The following is a 17,858-nucleotide window of genomic DNA, read 5'->3' as shown; positions in this document are numbered from 1 at the left end:
AGATATTTTTGAAGGGTATAAGAAAATGTAAAAAAGGTAAACATGATTAGATGAAGTATTTTTGACAGAACTTCATCATACACTTACAATAATATACAAAGAATTGAAAATCAATGATTTAAGACTAATAAAGGAGGATTTGCTGTTAGGGAAAAATAATTGTCTTAAAGTAATTTTTGATAAGTATGCTTCCTATTGCATAGGGACCCTAATAAATAAAACTGGATGCTCGGAAGCTGATGCTGAAGATCTATTTATGGATTCCGTTTTAAATTTTAGAGAAAAAATAATCAGTGGAAAAGTTAAATATCTAACCAATGTAAAGGCATATCTTTTTTCTACCTGCTATCGTATGTGGTTAGCAAAGTATCATCAAGAAAAAGCTCAAAGTAGTCATTCAGAAGATATAGTTAGTGAACTTTATGATAGGAACAATGATTCATTTGAAAAAGAAGAAAAGCTTAAAACTGGCATGGAGGCTCTGAACAGGCTCGGTAAGCAATGTCAGGAAATCATCAGTCATTTCTATGTAAAAAATAAATCAATGACTGAGATCGCAGAAATTATGGGACTGGCCAACAAAAATGTGGCCAAAACAACCAAATCTCGCTGCTTCAAAAAACTACTTCAGCAGGTTAATTTGATTCAGAATGAAACTCAATTAAGGGATTATGAAGACACTTTCTGATAGCGAAATCGAACTAATTGAAAAGTATATAGATAATTCATTGTCTGATGAGGAAACAAATCTTTTTCATCAAAAGGTACAGCAATCGGTCGAATTTTCAGACCAGCTAGAACTAGCCCTAATAACAATTAAGGATATCAAAGAGAATTATCAGCCATTTACAAAAAAAGAACTTTTTGAAATATTTGAACATTCGAAAAAAGAAATTGAAAAAAATACAAAAATTAAAAAACTCAGTCTTATTGCAGCGGGAATTTCACTTGTCCTTTGCTCACTTTTTGCATTAAATAATGATTCTGACAACATCAGTCAAACACTCTTCATGGAATATTATGAAGAGTATCCTGCACACCCCATCTTTCGAGATTTAAATCAAAAAGACAACTTATCAAAGGCTATCCAAGCCTATGAAAGAGGGTATTACCAGAACGCTCTCCCTTATTTATTAGAGCAATTTTCAAAAGAATCAGATCATAATCTTGCTATATATATTGGCAACTCCTTTCTTGCTCAAGATGATATAAATCAAGCCATTAAATTCTTTAAACTTGCTGAGCAGTCATCGGAAGAAGATATACGAGCCCATGCTAAATGGTACCTGGCTTTGAGTTATTTAAAAAGCGCAAAAATAAATGACTCTAAGGAAGTTTTAACAGACATAATTGACCAGAAACAACTATATTTTAAAGAGGCCCAAGAGCTCTTAAACAAGATGAAAAATCATCAAAAAACTAAATAAATAAATGTTTACTCTTATAAACAAGAACTAGCAAAGCAACACCAACAGCACAAATCAATAAAAAATATTTTTGATCGTTTAGCTTTGCGAGCTCAATTGAACTTACATCACCCACTACTACAAAAGCACCCCAATACATGGGGTTTGTCACGGGCACGTCAGCTTGCTCAAGATATAGTATTTTAGCTCTTTGTAAGGCTTTATCCTTAGTTTCCCCTTTAGTAAGTTCTTTGTAAAAATTATCCATTAGCAACGAGCTACTTTCGTCAGCAATTCGCCATTGAGTCATAACAAGACTTTTGCATCCTGCATATGAAAAAGCTCGTCCCAAACTCATCAAACCTTCCCCTTCTATCAATTTACCAGCCCCTGTGTTACACGCACTCAAAACAGCCATATCCGCACCAATAGATAAGTTATATAACTCATAGGCATGCAAAAAACCATCCTCTATGGAGTCAGACCCAGGCATAAACTGCAGCCCTGAATTCATTGGGAATTTATCATCTACCAGACCATGAACAGCCAAATGAATAATTGAATATTTTTGAGCATTCTTTTTAAAGGCCTCTTCACTGGCATAATCTCCATAATAATACCGACCATCTGTTAATTTTGATACCTGAAATATTTCATTGACACTACCTGGTAGTGGTTCTGAATTGTTCCTGTATTTTTGAAAATTCATCACATTTCCCGGCTCTTTTTTCTTACCAAAGGAAAAGGCCAACACCTCACCTCCAAATTCCTTAGGAATACTTTTCTCTTTAATTAGAAGGTCTGCAGAATATATATAACTGATAGCAAAGTCTTTCATTAAATAATCAAGATATCTATAATCTTTGACACCACTGTCCTGAGACAGTAAGAGGTCAAAATTAACCTCCCACAAAGGGCCATCAGGAATAATTACAAGCCTGTTTCCATTCGTTTTATCCAATATGGGTGCAATCAGAAGATCATATAACTCTCGTCCATTGTCGCGATATGTATTAAAATCTGATGAAACAATGGCGTCCTTAAAATCCTTCACCAATAAACTCAAGCTATCCGGCTTGGGTTGAACCTTAATTGACAAGTTATTCTTGTCAAGAGAAAAAATGTATATAATTGAATCTCCAACAAAATACTCGACTAATGATTGGTCATCACCCAAGGCGTTCTTAATATCACCTAAGTCCTTTAATTCGGCTTTTCTACTAAAATTGAAATAGTCCTTGTAATTAGACTTGATGCGCTCCTGCAAATCATAGAATGCATCTGTTGACTGAAACAGTTTTTTTTTTAATTCACTATGGACTGAGTCAATGTCAACCTTATTCTTTGAATGTTTGTTTAGTTCTGACTCGAAATAAGCCATATCTACCCGCAATCTTTCTTCCTTCTCCAAAATACTATCAGGTATATTGAAAAATTTTTCTATTTGTCCTAATTGGACGGATCCTCTCAAAAGGTTGTTTTTTGCCTTCTCAGAATAATAAAATGCTCTTTCCAAATTTTCAACCTTCCCTGTTTCCATGTATTTTTTGAAACAGGTGGTAATTGCCGTTGTATAAAATGGTCTGATTTTTCTAGATACCGTCAATTTATCATCAAGATGCCTTGTTGAATTTTTTATGAAATGAGAAATAATAGAATCCCCTTTGATATTAATCGTTTCAGCTATTTCCAAATGTTCTACATTGGAATCAACCAAATACTCTTTTACTTCAATAATGGATTGAAGTAAATAAATACCAATTTCACCCCCTATATCCTTAAATTGATAGTTTGAATACCCAGCATTGTACAACAAAGAGTTTGAGAGTTTTGCGCTATCCATCGCCACTTTTGCACTATCGAACATTTGTAAAGAAGCATAAGCATAAGCTAAATTGGTATAGGCTTGAGTAAGTACTATATTCTTACTTCCATAACTATTTCTTAAAGATTTAATGGCTTTTTTCGAATATACAATTGTGTTTTCAAAATCCTCTAACTGATTGTATATTCTACTCATCATGTTGTAAATATCACCGTTTCTTGTATTTTCTAAATTTAGTTCGTTATGTATTTTCAACGCTTTAGCCCCATATTCATACGACTTATCAAACTCTTCAGTCTCATCATATAACAATGCAGCATAGGCATAAGCGCGCATCAGCGAAACTGACATCTGTTCTTTACTTTCGAGTATCTTGATTCCCTTAAAAGTAAGCGTCTTTGCCGAATCAACTAGTCCAACTTCTATAAGTTGGCTTCCTATAAATAAATACAAATCGGCAATTTTTTCATGATTCTCGGGAAGGTATTCTTCTGCAAGACTACAAGCCCTGTTCGAATATTCTAAAGACCTTTTGTACTGGCCCATTTTTCTATAAGATTGACTCAAATTATCGTAGGTATTCATCAATTTCGGGTGATTCGAACCATATCTTTTAATATTAATTTCAAGCCCCATTTGAAGAAATTCAAGAGATTTTCTCTGATCTCCACGAATACCATATATACCTCCGATGTTATTATATAAAAATGCAAGTTTAGGACTATTTTTTTCTAAAACTTGATTTCCTATCTCAAGGGCCAGCAACAACATTTCAAGACTTTTATCCAAATTTCCCTTTATATAATATACATGAGCATAACCTGAATAAATCTTAATCAGAAATGGATGCTCGTTATTAGGTGAACTTTGTATTATATCTTCGGAATCTTCATAATACTGGAGTGCCAAATCTGCATCTCCTTTTAGTGCATAAATAAACCCAAGATTGGCATAAGCCTTAGTTTTTTCGAGATGATGCTGTCCATACTTTTGCGTGACTTCATTGACAACTCTATTTGAAAATATTTTACTCTGATCTAGTTGTCCAAGCTTAGAAAGGTTACCAGCTATATTATTATAACATATAGCAACTCGTTTCCATTGATTTGATTTACCATAAAGTTCAGCCGCTTGAATAAACAATTCATTGCTACGCTCATAATTCCCAGAGAGTAATAGAGAATCACCCTCTAAAAACAGTGAATTAGCGACAAGTGTATCTTGACGACTTAATTTTTCTTGTGCAAAGCATTTTCCATTAATAGAAAAGAGGCCAAGAACTAAAAATTGATAAAATATGAAACCAGATGTAAACTTCATTTGTTGGCGGTAAAATAATAGCAAAAGTTAATTTCCGGCTCAAATGTGCATAAAAACTCAATCTCAATTCAGCATTTATCAAATAATTTTAAGGAATTGAATCATTAGGGTCTCCACCTATCTTATTTAGATTAAAAAACAGACTCAGAAAGATATTACGATACTAATCCAGCCTTTATTAGAAACAAGTTAATAGTTAGTTAATGCTAATAAACTTGATTATTTAGCCTTCTTAAAGGCTTTCATTGCTTCTTTGAGTTTATGTTCTTTGCAAGCATGGTAGCAGTCTGAGTCTACCTCATAGTAAGGCATCAATCGGCTACCCTTGATATCCACATCGACATAGCTCACTTGTGCAGCAATAGATGCCTCCATTTTACCAGAGGCTACAATGGGCTCTGCGCCAGCCGGCTCATTGTAAAACTCAAACTCAGGAATTGGGTATCTGTATAGCTCTTTGTCGTCTTCTGAAATAAAAACCAGTTCGAGCTGTAAGGCAGCTGCCGTATCTACCCCATGAATATACAAGTCACCTGTCGCTAGAAAATTACCATTCTTCTTGGTGGCTATTTCCATATTCCTAATCTCCCACTGCTTGTCCTCTGCGAATGGAAAATAAATAGTAGAAGTGAATGTGATATAGATACAACTCTCGGTAGGACACAAACCTTGAAGGTTTTTTCCGTTGTCAGTGATGTCTTGGGCTAATAGCATAAACCCAAAAACACAGTTCACTAGTGTGAATAGACCTTTTTTCATAACTTTCCCTGGATGCTGATGAACCAATATAGTGAAAAAAAGGAAAAAAAGTCAAATAAAAACAGCTTAGTAGCCGGGAAAATCAGAGTCTAAACGTAGCCCCCACCTTGACCTGAATACCTCTTTGAGGGTAATACAGATACCTGGAGTAGTTTTTATTAATCAGATTTTCTCCTGACAGAAACACTCCCCATTGCTCTTTAAGCTGATAATGTAAACCTAAATCAAGTTTTGGTATCGCATCCAACGCTACATCTGTATCTGCCAATGACAAATCTTGGCCAACGACCCCATTGATCAGGGTGAAATTCCATTTGGCGCTCAGTTTCGGGACAACCTGATGATCACCAGTCAATAATATCTCTGAAGTAGGCCTATGATAGATTTGATCATAGCCGTCCGAAGAGTAACCGTATAAATTCACTCCTAAAGACAACTGATGCTCTGCGTTGATTTCGTACTGAGCTTCACCTTTGAAAGTAAAAACTTTAGATTCTTCTATGTCATAGGTGATATCCATTCTTGATTGATCTGTTGCACTATTCACCAATATGGGTAAATATCTAACGGACTGAAACCCAACCTCTGCCCTTATACTCAACTGATCCATAGGATTGCCAACAATTCCTCCAGATAAATCAAACAAACGCTCTGAGTTAGCCACTCCTACCGATTGATTAAGGATACCAACGTCCATAGCAAAGTCATACAGACTATTGAAAGTGTAGCCCCCATCCAATTTCGCATAGACATTATAATCGGAACTCAAGTCATAGCTGGCTTTGGCAAAAGGAAAAACCTTAGATGTACTTATGTCTGGCAAATCGTCATTTTGTAGACTGAGCGACAAACCAACATCCAATGTCAATTCATCAAGCATAAGTCTATAGTAAGGATTTAATCTAAAGTAAGCCCTGGATTCATCAATCCCCGTGTCCTTATATCCTGAAAATTTGATCTGCGCATCCAAATAAATATTATCGCCATAATTACCATTTAGATCGAGCGTCAGTGTATTCTCTTTGGCCTCAAAATTGTCTGAATAGTGCTTGAAGCTTAGCGCAGCTTTGTAGGCGAATAAATCTTCTGTTTCTGTACCCACTGCCGACAGATCCAGGTTAAAGAAATTTCCCTTATGCCTGATGTCATCTTGATCCACTACGGTTCCGGTAGGATAGCCATAATAGTAGTTGTTCTCCAGTCGATAGTTTATCGCTGATTCCAACTTTATTTGCTCTCTCAACAGTGCACCGTACAGATTTATCTCCGAAGCGGCAGATGCGCTATTTTCATCATCCACTTCTCCCTTACCAAAGGACTCATGTTTTACATTTAGTCCAATCATTTTGTTAGGGTCATCCATAGAGGTCAGACTCACATCCAGCAACGGTGAAGCATAATTACCAAAACCTAATTTTCCATAATGCTGATAATTTTGACCTTTTTGCACAGCCATCGCCTTGGCTGGCTCAAACTGCATGGGCTCATTGGCCACGTCATAAACATACCATCTGAATTCACTTGGCTTCGAAACAGGAGTTGTTCGCTCCGGTGTCCATTTGATAAACTCATAGAGCTTAACTTCCTTGTTGAGCTCTATTTTGCGTTCTTTTTCGATTAGTATTTCAGCATCCTGAACTTCGCCATCCACTTCATAATCAGTCTGCGCCTGAGCGAACGAACCAGTCACAAGAACCACCAAAACAACGACAATATTTTTGATCACAATTTTCATATTTCTAACCTTATTCGTTTGTGTCAATGGAATCTTCAATCTGTTCTAATTTGCTTTTGGCCACGGCAGTCACTTCCGGCAATGAGGAATGCTCAATCAATGAATTCAGTGTGGCTTTGGCTTGAAACAATTCATTCGTTTCAATGTATATATCAGCCATCAACAGATAGGCTTTACCTAGCCAAATTTCATAAGCCATGAAATTATCAGTCAGAATAAACAGGCTCTCTAAGGCCCGATCATAGTTCGCTTGATCATAATATATTTTACTGATGTAATAATAAGCCTCTGCCCCTCTCTCATCTGGGGAATTACTCACCAGTGGCAAGAAATTTTGCAAGGCCTCTTCTAAATTCTCGCGCTCGTATTGGGACTTTCCTATAATCAAATTGGCTTGGGCACTAATCAAAACACCAGCTCTGGGGTTGTCGAGCAATGCATTGCCATAGTAAATAGCCGAATCAAATTGTGAGGCTGCAAAGTAATTTTCCATCAGTCCCGTATGTACGTTGATCACATTTCTTGAGGATCTGGAAACAGTTGCCAACTTGTAGAAATAGGCATTCGATTTGTCCAAATCCCCAAGGAGACTTTCAATGGTCGCCAAACGATAAAGTACGCGCGCATGCTTTGAAAAATCAACCAGCCCCTCCAGTTTTTTAAAGCTTGCCGAGGCCTTTTCGTAATGTTCTTGTCTATAGTACGCATCTCCAATCAGGTACTGTGCTTCTGTAATAAGTGAGCTATTTGGATAAGCCTTAACAAAATCCTCAAGTCCCTTGATCGCCAATTCATATTGCTGATTGTAATAATTCGCTCTGGCCGATTCGAATTCGATATTCTCCAGTGCCTCACTGTTAGGGTTTGCCTGCTTGTATTTTTTTAGATATACATCAAACTCATCAAATTGTCCGGCCGTGTTTTTATCCTGCAAGCCCAGCAGCGCACTATTGGCTGTTTGGTGCCTTGGGAACCTATCTAAGATTTCTCTGTAATTCGAAATGCTCGATGTGGTTAGTCCTTCGTTGTCAAAGGCAACCGCCTGATTCAACAACGCAAAAGGGATGAAATCACTAGACGGATATTTCATCATGAACATGCGATAAGACTCTACCGCCTGCTTGCTATTACCAGCTTCAAAGTCCATTTGAGCGATCTGAAAATAAGCATGATCTGCTTTTGAAGACTCAGGCAACTCCTTGATGAGTCGATTAAAATGCTGCTTTGCCTCCCCTTGATTATCCAAGTACCGATTGAGTAAACCAATTTGAAAATAGATATGGTCTTTATTCCTGTTTCCAGCTTTCTCTGCTTTGATGTAGTAGTCTATGCCTTGCTGATATTCTTTGAGTGCAAAGTAGCAATCCCCCATTCTAAGTAAGGCGTCTGCCAAATACTTTCTATTGACTTCACTGGAATATTGTGATTCGAACTGCCGAAACACCTTAACACTGCTCTCGTAATTTTTCAAATTAAAGTATGCATACGCCTTACCATACAAAGACTTGAGATACACAATCATATTTGGGTCAGGTTGCACGCCTTGATAATAAAGCAACGCCACGTCATTTTGATCCATCAATGTCAGAGTTTCTCCCATCCAATAATAAGTCTGCTGGTTGAGGATAACGTCTTCATCGTATATGAGTGACTTCTGAAACACCTCAGCAGCCAGGTCGAATTTCTTATCGTTAAATAAAGCAACTCCTTTTAGGAAGGATACTCGCTGATAAGTATGTTTCAACTCTGGGGTTAATCGATCCAACTCTTCAATATGCTGAATAGCCAAGTCATAATCGTTCGTCTGTGCATAGCAGATACTTAACATTTCTTTGATCTCTGAAGAAAATCTTCCTGAAGAGTAAGAAGAAGTGTAAGTATTCAATACCTCTATAGCCTCTTGGTAATTAGGTAACTGCATTAAGCTGCGGGCTTGATGAAACAAAGCATCTTCTCGAATAACCGTCGGGTATTTGGCCGTATTTTCAAAAGAGCTGACAGCAAAATGCCAATTCTCTTGTTCTGTATAGATCACGCCTAAGTAATATGAAGCATAAGCACCTACGCTATCATCAGCCACTGCTGACCTTTTCAGATACTGAATGGCATCATCTTTATTTTCAATTTTGAAACTGCTATACCCTGCTCTGAAATAGTTTCTTTCATTCCTATGCTTTGTATAAGACTTGAATAAGTCTTTGTAGCTCCCTGCCGCAGATCTATATTTCTCAAGTGCATACTGAGAATCGGCCAAGAAATTGAGCACTATTCCATTATCAACGGGTGATAGTTCGGACTCTACCAAACGAATTAACTCCTGATACTGGCCATTTTCATAAAGTGTACTGGCGTACAGCTCCATGGCAGGCTTCCTATACTCCTTTGATTCAAAAGCTTCTTTTAAAAATTCATAAGAAGTATTGAAATCACCACGACTGTGGTAGATATAACCCTGAAAGTAGGCAGCATCATTTTGAGCGGTCGAGTAGCTGCCTTCTAACTTTTTGAATGTAGCTAGTGCCCCATCATATCTATCCAGATGAAACTGACAATACCCCTTTTTAAATAGATTAGAAGTGGTCAAATGTCCTTCGAATCTATCGAAGTTAGACAAGGCTTCTTCGTACTTCATTTTGCCATAGTAAAAATCAGCAATGTCTAAATAAGCACTTTGCGCAAAAACGTGAAACGGATATTGGCTCACGAATTCATTCATCAATTGCTCTCCATCAGCCTGACCCCCTCTGATTGCACTAGAGGCTAAGAAATAGCTTGACTCTGCTAAATATGGATCAATTAGTGTATTGCTAAACTCAGCTCGTGCGGCCTTGTAAGCGCCTCTTTGGTACAGGTCTTTGGCATGATTATATCGCTGCTGAAAATCCAGAATAGGCTGAGCTATTGCGCTCAAACCCAATAAAACAAAAAAGAAGAATAGCAGACTGAATGCTAGTCGTTTGGGATTCAGTGAATTCAAAATAGAATATTTTAATTCTTTTAACAGATAGATTAAGCTATAACGTCTAATAGTTGAAACTATTAAAATTTAACAATGAAATTAATGAATCAGGTTGAAAATCAACTCTTTCAAGATTTCACCTTCGGGTTGACTCGGATAGTCGATTCCTTTTGATTTCATGTCTGCAATTTTCAAATGCTTTACGTTGGCAACTACCTTGGCCAACGGATAATTTTTTGCTGCCATCGTATATTCTTTTACGAAAAACGGATGAACACCCAATAAAGATGCCAAATGTTTTTCTGACTTGTCTTTGGAGTGATGCAACAGCAATAACTTATTGAAAAACGAAAATAAATTCGCAATGACCGGAATGATTGGATTCGACTTAGGATCGGATTTAAAGTAATGAATAATCTCGTTAGCCTTCATCACGTTTCTAAACGATAAAGCTTTCTGAAGCTCAAAAACGTTGTATTCCTTGCTGATACCAATATTCTTATAAACATGCTCCGCAGTGATCTTGGGTTCGTCACCTATGTTGATCAGCATTTTATCAATTTCATTGGCTATCCTGGTAAGATTATTCCCAATATTCTCAACAATCAATTGTAAGGCTTTCTGATCAATCTGACGATTTCTGGATTTCACGAATGATTCAACCCAAGTCGGAATCTGGTTGTCATAGAACTTTGTAGCCGTCATGAGCACAGCCTTTTTATCTATTACCTTTCCGAGTTTTTTACGTTTGTCAAGTGTCTTGTATTTGTAACCAAACACCAGTACTGTAGAAGGCTGAGGATTCTCTAAATAGCCAAGAAGCATTTTCTCATTTTCTTCTTTATTGAATCCGGCTATCTCTTGTGCCTCCTTGATGATAATCACCTTACGCTCAGCCATCATTGGAAATCCCTTGGCATGATTCAGAATATCCGGAATATTGGCGTCTTTACCATAAACCACCACCTGATTGAAGCTGCGCAGGCTTTCGTCCATGGCATGCTTCTCGATATGCTTGATCACCTCATCAATAAAAAAAGACTCCTCTCCCTGCAAGAAATACACAGGTGCATATTGATTATTCTTTAGATTACTTAGGATGTCCTGATAAGTAACGGCCACGCTTCTTTTTGATTAAATTCTGACTTGGCAAATAAATGAAATTAATCACAGAAAGTGCAGCAATTACACATTCTGTTTTGCCGATAAGTGTGTAGAAAGGGTCAAAAATCTAATTGGTCCGAATGGCATCATTTACTATACGAATCAGCGATTTGTTTATTTCATGGATAATATCGTCACAGTCGCGAATCATATATCTATGTTTCAGATTCATGGCATTGGTAAATGCAATAAAAGTATCGTCTTCATCCTGCCAGACCAGTATCTTGAACGGTACATCTAGCATAACAGTAGGCTCACAAGAAGCGAGTCGAGTTACCTCATCGGTTTCAAAGCTAATCACCTGAATTCTACCTTTATACACCCCATTAGAACCACGGGGGCTAGCCTTATACTCTTCTGTATTTAGATAGGAGAACCCGTTCTTGTCAATACTGAAGTAAAGTTTTGAAATGGTATCATCCAAATCGTGCGGACTATTGTAAACTGTTACATCTTGAGCCTGCAGCGCAAAACCGATGATCAAGAAAAAAAGAAGTGCTATTATTCGTTTGTTCATTCTAAGCAAGAGCCAATGGAACACCTTGGCGTTATTTCAAAATTCGTTCCATAGCTTGCTGATATATGTCAAAAGTATCCAAATTATTGTGCTTACCCTGATTTATCGTAATTATTTTTTTCTCAGACTGATCTATATCCAAATACAATTGATACCCTAATTCATAGGGGACAATGCGATCCTCTGTGCCGTGTAGGATAGTAACAGGGCATGAAACAGCATCTATTCTAGACAAAGAATTGAATTCATACTGCAACCAGGATTTTTTAATTAAGAGAAAATCAAGCGTCGGAATCACTGCACGAATGTTGGTCATGGGAGTCTCTAGAATCAAATGAGCCACTGATCTTTGGGTAGCCAGATAAGTAGAAATAGCCGTACCAAGCGATCTACCATGGATGATTATATTATCATATTCTAATTCCTTTCTAGCATAATCATATACAACGGTGGCGTCTTGATACAAAGCCTGCTCGCTACGATCTCCCCTGCTCTTGCCATAGCCTCTATAGTCCATTACTAGTACATCATAATCATATTGGCTTCTGATGTCGTCAGCAATCAAACCCCATCTTTCAAGATTCCCTCGATTACCATGAAAATATAGAATGAGTCCCTTAGAAGAATCTCCCTTCAGAAGCAGACCATGCAAGCGCGCCTTATCTTCTACATCTATTAAAACCTCTTGATACGGGAACTGAAAATCGAATTCATAGGATTCATCCAGAGAATCTCCCTGAAAAAGGATGTTTTCATAAAACAGAACGAAAAACAAATTGTACAGTAACAACATCGCAAATACAACTGCCAGTCCAATTCCAAGTGATGTGGAACTCATTTTCTATTATCTGCCTTACTTGACCAGCTCCGCCAACAGTCTCAATCCTTCTTTGAGATACGGATCTTCTCTGAGTTTCTTCTGATCTTCTTCAGAGGTGCTGTACTCCTGATATATTTTTCCAGCTGATTCCGAAAGCTTTTTTTGCAGATCACTTTCTTCAGTATTTTTATCCTGTTCGGCTTTTCTTTCTTCCAGATTCAATGACAACTCATTTCGTTCCTGATTAGCCTTCATCTTCGCGATATCCTTTTGCATATTTTTCAAATCCACATCTACTTTCAAATCTTCCTTATATAAGGACCTAAGGTTCTCAATGATTTCATCAGTGATGGTCTGAGTAGGCTGATAATACGAAGAAACTATTTGGTCCCATTTCAAAGCATTGGGTCTGGAACTTTCTCCAAACTCTTCTGCATCAAACGCAGACGGAAATTCTATATCCGGGGTCACACCAATATTTTGTGTACTACTTCCTGACACTCTATAATATTTTGATAATGTAAGCTTAAGATTTCCCATTCTTTCAGTGAAATCTGGAAGCATACCATTATAGCTTACCATTTGCTGCACTGTTCCCTTACCAAAAGTGGTTTCCCCTATGACAATCCCTCGATGATAGTCCTGGATAGCAGCACTAAAAATCTCAGAAGCCGAAGCAGAAAACCTATTAACCAACACGGCCAAGGGCCCGTCATAAAAAACTCCGGCATTTCGGTTTCTTTGCACGTTTATCCGTCCATTGCTGTGCTTCACTTGAACTACAGGGCCTTGATCAATAAACAAGCCAGTAAGATTAATGGCCTCAGGCAAAGCACCTCCTCCATTGTATCTCAGATCAATCATAATTCCATCCACATTTTGTGTTTGCAGCTCTTCAATCAATTTCTGTACATCCCTAGACACACTGCGGTAATCTGGCACTCCATTTCTAGCATCTTCAAAATTCATATAAAAACTTGGTATCGTGATGACACCCAGATTATACACTTTGTTTCCTTTAGAAATTGGAATCATTTCCGCTTTTGCAGATTCATCCTCCAGATTAATTTTTTCCCTTATGATACTTACTTCTTTGACAATCGTCTCTTCTCCATGCTTCAAGTATTGAAGCCTCACTTTGCTACCTTTTGGTCCTCTGATCAATTGTACCACGTCTTGTAATCTCCATCCGATTACATCCACATAATCTTCGTCTCCCTGAGCTACACCAATGATCTTATCATCCTTGTGCAATTGTTTACTCTTATAGGCTGGGCCTCCGGCAATCACTTCATTGATCACTGTATAATCCATACTTTGTGTCAACCTAGCCCCAATTCCTTCTAGGGAAAGGTTCATATTAATATTGAAATTCTCTGATGAAATAGGTGAAAAGTAATTGGTGTGTGGATCGTAGGTTTCCGCCACCGCATTCATGAAAAACTGAAAGACGTCATCCGAGTTGTACTGATTAATTCCTTTACGGTACCGTTCGTACCTATTAGCAAGGGTTTCTTTTATTCCTGCTTCGTCTTTTCCAGATAGCTTTAGACTCAAAGCCTGGCTTTTAATAAGCTTTCTCCAACGTTCATTTATTTCCGCATCAGTGCTTGCCCAGGGTAATTCTTCATCCGAAAGTTCGATTGACTCTTCTTTGGTAAAATCAAACCCACCGTCAATCAGGGTCTGGATGTAATTTATTCTTAAGTTGGCTCGCTCTCTGAAAATCCTAAAAATCTGAAAAGCCACATCTACATTTCGTTCCTTCAGGTCGTCATCCAATTGGTATTTGTATTTCGTGAAATAGTCTATATCAGATTTCGAAAAAAAAGTTCTATTATCATCCAACGAGGATAAGAAATTGTCAAACACGACCGCAGATATAGAATCATTTAAATCAATTTTCAAATAATGATTTGTTGCCAATAACCCAATCGTCAATTCAATCTCCGTAACATGTTTTTCGGCTGGCTCTAAAACTGTAACAGAATCCCTGAGTACAAATGCCTGCGATGAAAAGGCAATCAATCCCAACAATCCTACAACAAATAACTTCTTCAATTCCTTCAAATTCATATTAGATTCTTATTTTCTTACCTCATGTAATTGGTAAATATGGATTATATCAACGATAATTTGGAGCATTGGGGTGTATTTTGTCTTCATTTTATTTAGGTGGTTATTCAAGTTGTCAAGAATCTTAGGATATCTTTTCAATTCATCTGGCATGTCACTGCTTTCTATTATATCTTCGCGTCAAAAATCTCTTTCCCATGGATAAGTATCCAGACATAGAAAAATTAAAATCAATCGCAAGCCAAGTCCGACGTGACATCGTACGTATGGTCCATGGCGCTCAGTCCGGTCATCCGGGCGGTTCTTTAGGCTGTACCGACTATTTGGTCGCTTTGTATTTTCATATCATGAGTCACGACAAAGGCTTCAACCCTGACGCCAATAATGAAGATCTCTTCTTCTTGTCGAACGGGCACATCTCACCTGTGTTTTACAGTGTCTTGGCTCGTAGCGGGTACTTTGATGTGAAGGAGCTGGCTACATTCAGGAAACTAGACACCCGTCTACAAGGACACCCTGCTACAGAAGAAGGACTTCCAGGTATTAGAATTGCCTCTGGGTCTCTAGGACAAGGTTTGTCTGTTTCTATTGGAGCTGCATTAACTAAAAAAATAAACGGAGATGACTCGACCGTCTTCACTTTAATGGGTGACGGCGAATTGCAAGAGGGGCAAATCTGGGAAGCAGCCATGTTCGCTGCCAGTAACAAGGTTGACAATCTCATTGCCGCAGTTGACTTCAACGGTCAGCAGATTGATGGCCCTACGTCTGAAGTAAACGACATGGGTGACTTGAAAGCTAAGTGGGAAGCCTTTGGCTGGACAGTTATAGAAGCCGACGGTAACGAAATGGAAGACATTGTTTCCAACCTTAAATTGGCCAAGTCTCTCTCTAAGAAAGAAAAGCCAATCTTAATTCTCATGAAAACAGAAATGGGTGCTGGCGTAGACTTCATGGAAGGCACTCACAAATGGCATGGTATTGCTCCAAATGACGAAGACTTGCAAAAGGCTTTAGCCCAATTGGAAGAAACTTTAGGTGATTACTAAATCTTGACTGACGATGACAAAATATACATACACAGAAAAAAAAGATACAAGATCAGGATTTGGTGCCGGTTTGTTGGAAGCTGGTAAAAACAATCCAAATGTAGTTGCCCTTTGTGCTGACTTGATTGGTTCTTTAAAAATGGGAGACTTCAAAAAGGAGTTCCCAGAAAGATTTGTACAGGTAGGTATTGCCGAAGCCAATATGATGGGTATTGCTGCAGGCATGACTATTGGTGGTAAAATCCCTTTTACAGGTACTTTCGCCAACTTCTCTACAAGTAGAGTTTATGATCAAATCAGACAGTCGATTGCCTATTCTGAAAAGAACGTAAAAATATGTGCTTCTCACGCAGGATTAACCTTGGGTGAAGATGGAGCAACTCACCAGGTTTTGGAAGACATCGGAATGATGAAGATGTTGCCAAACATGACTGTTATCAATCCTTGTGATTACAATCAGACTAAAGCAGCCACACTAGCTTTAGTAGATCATCATGGACCAGCTTATTTGAGATTCGGACGTCCGGCATGGCCAATCTTCACTGACCCGAATCAGAAATTCGAAATTGGTAAAGCAATCAACTTTGTTGAGGGCTCAGATGTATCCATTTTCGCTACTGGTCATATGCTATGGTTGGCGATTGAAGCAGAAGCTATTTTAGCTGAACAAGGTATTTCTGCTGAAATCATTAACATCCATACGATTAAGCCATTGGATGATGAGGCTGTGTTGAAATCTGTTGAAAAAACAGGTTGTGCCGTTTCTGCAGAAGAACATCAAATAGCAGGTGGCTTGGGAGAAAGCATTGCTTCTCTCCTAGCGAGAAACACACCTAAGCCGTTAGAAATCGTTGGCGTTAACGATTCGTTTGGTGAAAGTGGCAAACCAGTCGAGCTTCTGGCTAAATATGGATTGAGTGTAGAGAGCATTGTGGAATCAGCTAAAAAAGCAATCGCAAGAAAGAACGCTTAAGACAAACAATAACAAAATCATGGAGCTGCCTGAATTGTATTAAATTTAGGCAGCTTTTTTATTTTATGAATAACAGACAACTCTTCCTCAAACACCTAGGACAAACATCAGAATTTCCATTGGCTCTTGAAATTGAAAGAGCCGAAGGGGTCTACATGTACGACAAAGATGAAAAGGCCTATTTGGACCTTATTTCCGGTATTGGAGTCAGCTCTGTAGGACATAGGCACCCGAAGGTAATAGAAGCTATAAAAACCCAAATAGACAAGCATTTGCATGTGATGGTGTATGGAGAGTTTGTCACTGCACCACAAGTTCAATTGGCGCATGCCATTACTCAAACGCTACCCGAACACCTGGATAATGTATTTCTAGTGAACTCAGGCAGTGAAGCCACCGAAGGTGCCTTGAAGCTGGCTAAGCGACATACGGGAAGGAAAAAGATTATTTCGTTTGTAGATGCTTATCACGGTTCTACTTCAGGCGCACTCTCCATAGCTGGAGATGAAAAACTCAAGGCCCCTTTTAGGCCATTACTTCCAGACATCCATCAAATCCGATTTGGTGAGATACAAGATCTGGGCCAAATTGATCAAGAAACTGCCGCAGTTATTATCGAAACCGTACAAGGAGAAGCTGGCGTTCGATTTGCAGACAGCACCTATTTTGAGGCCTTACGAGCAAAATGTACAGAGACTGGTACACTTTTGATTATGGATGAAATTCAATGCGGATTCGGGCGAACAGGCAAATTCTGGGCTTTCGAACATTACGGCGTTTTCCCTGATATTTTGCTTTGTGCCAAAGGTATGGGAGGTGGTATGCCTATCGGTGCATTTATATCCTCCAAAGCCATCATGCACGATTTAACCCACGACCCAATCCTTGGCCATATTTCTACATTTGGAGGTCATCCTGTAAGTTCCGCTGCTGCGTTGGCAACAGTCAAAGTGTTGCAAGAAGGAAATTTGATTGAATCAGTGACTGAAAAAGCAGCGTTATTTTTATCATTACTCAAGCACGATAAAATCAAAGAGGTAAGAAATGTGGGATTGATGATGGCTGTGGAATTTGAATCTTTTGAATACCTGGATCAAATCATTCATCAATTGCTGGATGAGGGAATACTCACTGACTGGTTCTTATTTTGTGATAATTCTATGCGTATCGCTCCTCCACTCACGATCACATCAGAGGAAATAAAAATGGCTTGCAATAAAATATTGCAAGCCATTGATAAAGTGAGTTGATCGGA

General features: G+C 38.3%; 13 protein-coding genes. 5 read left to right on the top strand and 8 right to left on the bottom strand.

Translation table 11 applies throughout. The features are described from left to right. Positions 1-61: 61 nt before the first annotated feature. Complete coding sequence (locus ACO6S2_RS10650; protein ID WP_422358532.1) at positions 62-688, top strand: RNA polymerase sigma factor; 627 nt, start codon at positions 62-64, stop codon at positions 686-688. Continuing rightward, on the top strand, positions 672-1,427 hold the full coding sequence (locus tag ACO6S2_RS10645) for a tetratricopeptide repeat protein (RefSeq protein WP_422358531.1): 756 nt from the start codon (positions 672-674) through the stop codon (positions 1,425-1,427). The genes ACO6S2_RS10650 and ACO6S2_RS10645 overlap by 17 nt, the downstream gene beginning before the upstream one ends. Here ACO6S2_RS10645 and ACO6S2_RS10640 read toward each other — a convergent pair. From ACO6S2_RS10640 to ACO6S2_RS10605, 8 genes are all read right to left on the bottom strand, one after another. Further along, positions 1,420-4,551, bottom strand: a complete 3,132-nt coding sequence (locus tag ACO6S2_RS10640; protein WP_422358530.1) for a CHAT domain-containing protein — start codon at positions 4,549-4,551, stop codon at positions 1,420-1,422. The genes ACO6S2_RS10645 and ACO6S2_RS10640 overlap by 8 nt on opposite strands. A gap of 219 nt (positions 4,552-4,770) precedes the next feature. Continuing rightward, positions 4,771-5,310, bottom strand: coding sequence for a hypothetical protein (locus ACO6S2_RS10635; RefSeq protein WP_422358529.1), 540 nt, complete (start codon positions 5,308-5,310; stop codon positions 4,771-4,773). Positions 5,311-5,392: 82 nt separating this feature from the next. Then, positions 5,393-7,045: a hypothetical protein gene (locus ACO6S2_RS10630; protein ID WP_422358528.1), complete on the bottom strand. Its 1,653-nt coding sequence runs from the start codon at positions 7,043-7,045 to the stop codon at positions 5,393-5,395. A 10-nt stretch (positions 7,046-7,055) separates the two neighbouring features. After that, the gene (locus ACO6S2_RS10625; protein WP_422358527.1) at positions 7,056-10,022 is read right to left on the bottom strand and encodes a tetratricopeptide repeat protein; all 2,967 of its coding nucleotides are present in this window, start codon (positions 10,020-10,022) and stop codon (positions 7,056-7,058) included. Positions 10,023-10,103: 81 nt separating this feature from the next. Beyond that, complete coding sequence (gene holA, locus ACO6S2_RS10620) at positions 10,104-11,126, bottom strand: DNA polymerase III subunit delta (protein ID WP_422358526.1); 1,023 nt, start codon at positions 11,124-11,126, stop codon at positions 10,104-10,106. Positions 11,127-11,235: 109 nt separating this feature from the next. Next, complete coding sequence (locus tag ACO6S2_RS10615; RefSeq protein WP_422358525.1) at positions 11,236-11,685, bottom strand: DUF302 domain-containing protein; 450 nt, start codon at positions 11,683-11,685, stop codon at positions 11,236-11,238. Between the two features lie 31 nt (positions 11,686-11,716). Then, a complete protein-coding gene (locus tag ACO6S2_RS10610; RefSeq protein ID WP_422358524.1) occupies positions 11,717-12,523 on the bottom strand; it encodes an alpha/beta hydrolase in 807 nt (268 codons plus the stop codon). Between the two features lie 15 nt (positions 12,524-12,538). Continuing rightward, a complete protein-coding gene (locus ACO6S2_RS10605) occupies positions 12,539-14,581 on the bottom strand; it encodes a carboxy terminal-processing peptidase (protein WP_422358523.1) in 2,043 nt (680 codons plus the stop codon). 197 nt (positions 14,582-14,778) lie between these two features. Here ACO6S2_RS10605 and ACO6S2_RS10600 point away from each other — a divergent pair, with 197 nt between their 5' ends. The 3 genes from ACO6S2_RS10600 to ACO6S2_RS10590 all read left to right on the top strand — a co-directional run bounded on the left by ACO6S2_RS10600 (position 14,779) and on the right by ACO6S2_RS10590 (position 17,853). Next, entirely contained in the window at positions 14,779-15,630 is an 852-nt protein-coding gene (locus ACO6S2_RS10600; protein ID WP_422358522.1) for a transketolase, read from the top strand. Positions 15,631-15,643: 13 nt separating this feature from the next. Then, positions 15,644-16,603, top strand: a complete 960-nt coding sequence (locus ACO6S2_RS10595; protein ID WP_422358521.1) for a transketolase family protein — start codon at positions 15,644-15,646, stop codon at positions 16,601-16,603. 65 nt (positions 16,604-16,668) lie between these two features. Then, on the top strand, positions 16,669-17,853 hold the full coding sequence (locus ACO6S2_RS10590) for an aspartate aminotransferase family protein (RefSeq protein ID WP_422358520.1): 1,185 nt from the start codon (positions 16,669-16,671) through the stop codon (positions 17,851-17,853). The last annotated feature ends 5 nt before the right edge of the window (positions 17,854-17,858 follow it).

Source organism: Reichenbachiella sp. (genome assembly GCF_965233835.1).
Taxonomy (GTDB): domain Bacteria; phylum Bacteroidota; class Bacteroidia; order Cytophagales; family Cyclobacteriaceae; genus Reichenbachiella.
Note: the sequence above shows the minus strand (reverse complement) of the source record. Positions and strands in the feature narration are given on the sequence as shown.

Excerpts from the sequence above, each read along its gene's own strand:
- ACO6S2_RS10645 (WP_422358531.1), top strand. The coding sequence starts at position 672 with ATGAAGACACTTTCTGATAGCGAAATCGAACTAATTGAAAAGTATATA.
- ACO6S2_RS10640 (WP_422358530.1), bottom strand. The coding sequence starts at position 4,551 with ATGAAGTTTACATCTGGTTTCATATTTTATCAATTTTTAGTTCTTGGC.
- ACO6S2_RS10635 (WP_422358529.1), bottom strand. The coding sequence starts at position 5,310 with ATGAAAAAAGGTCTATTCACACTAGTGAACTGTGTTTTTGGGTTTATG.
- ACO6S2_RS10630 (WP_422358528.1), bottom strand. The coding sequence starts at position 7,045 with ATGAAAATTGTGATCAAAAATATTGTCGTTGTTTTGGTGGTTCTTGTG.
- ACO6S2_RS10615 (WP_422358525.1), bottom strand. The coding sequence starts at position 11,685 with ATGAACAAACGAATAATAGCACTTCTTTTTTTCTTGATCATCGGTTTT.
- ACO6S2_RS10610 (WP_422358524.1), bottom strand. The coding sequence starts at position 12,523 with ATGAGTTCCACATCACTTGGAATTGGACTGGCAGTTGTATTTGCGATG.
- ACO6S2_RS10605 (WP_422358523.1), bottom strand. The coding sequence starts at position 14,581 with ATGAATTTGAAGGAATTGAAGAAGTTATTTGTTGTAGGATTGTTGGGA.
- ACO6S2_RS10600 (WP_422358522.1), top strand. The coding sequence starts at position 14,779 with ATGGATAAGTATCCAGACATAGAAAAATTAAAATCAATCGCAAGCCAA.
- ACO6S2_RS10595 (WP_422358521.1), top strand. The coding sequence starts at position 15,644 with ATGACAAAATATACATACACAGAAAAAAAAGATACAAGATCAGGATTT.
- ACO6S2_RS10590 (WP_422358520.1), top strand. The coding sequence starts at position 16,669 with ATGAATAACAGACAACTCTTCCTCAAACACCTAGGACAAACATCAGAA.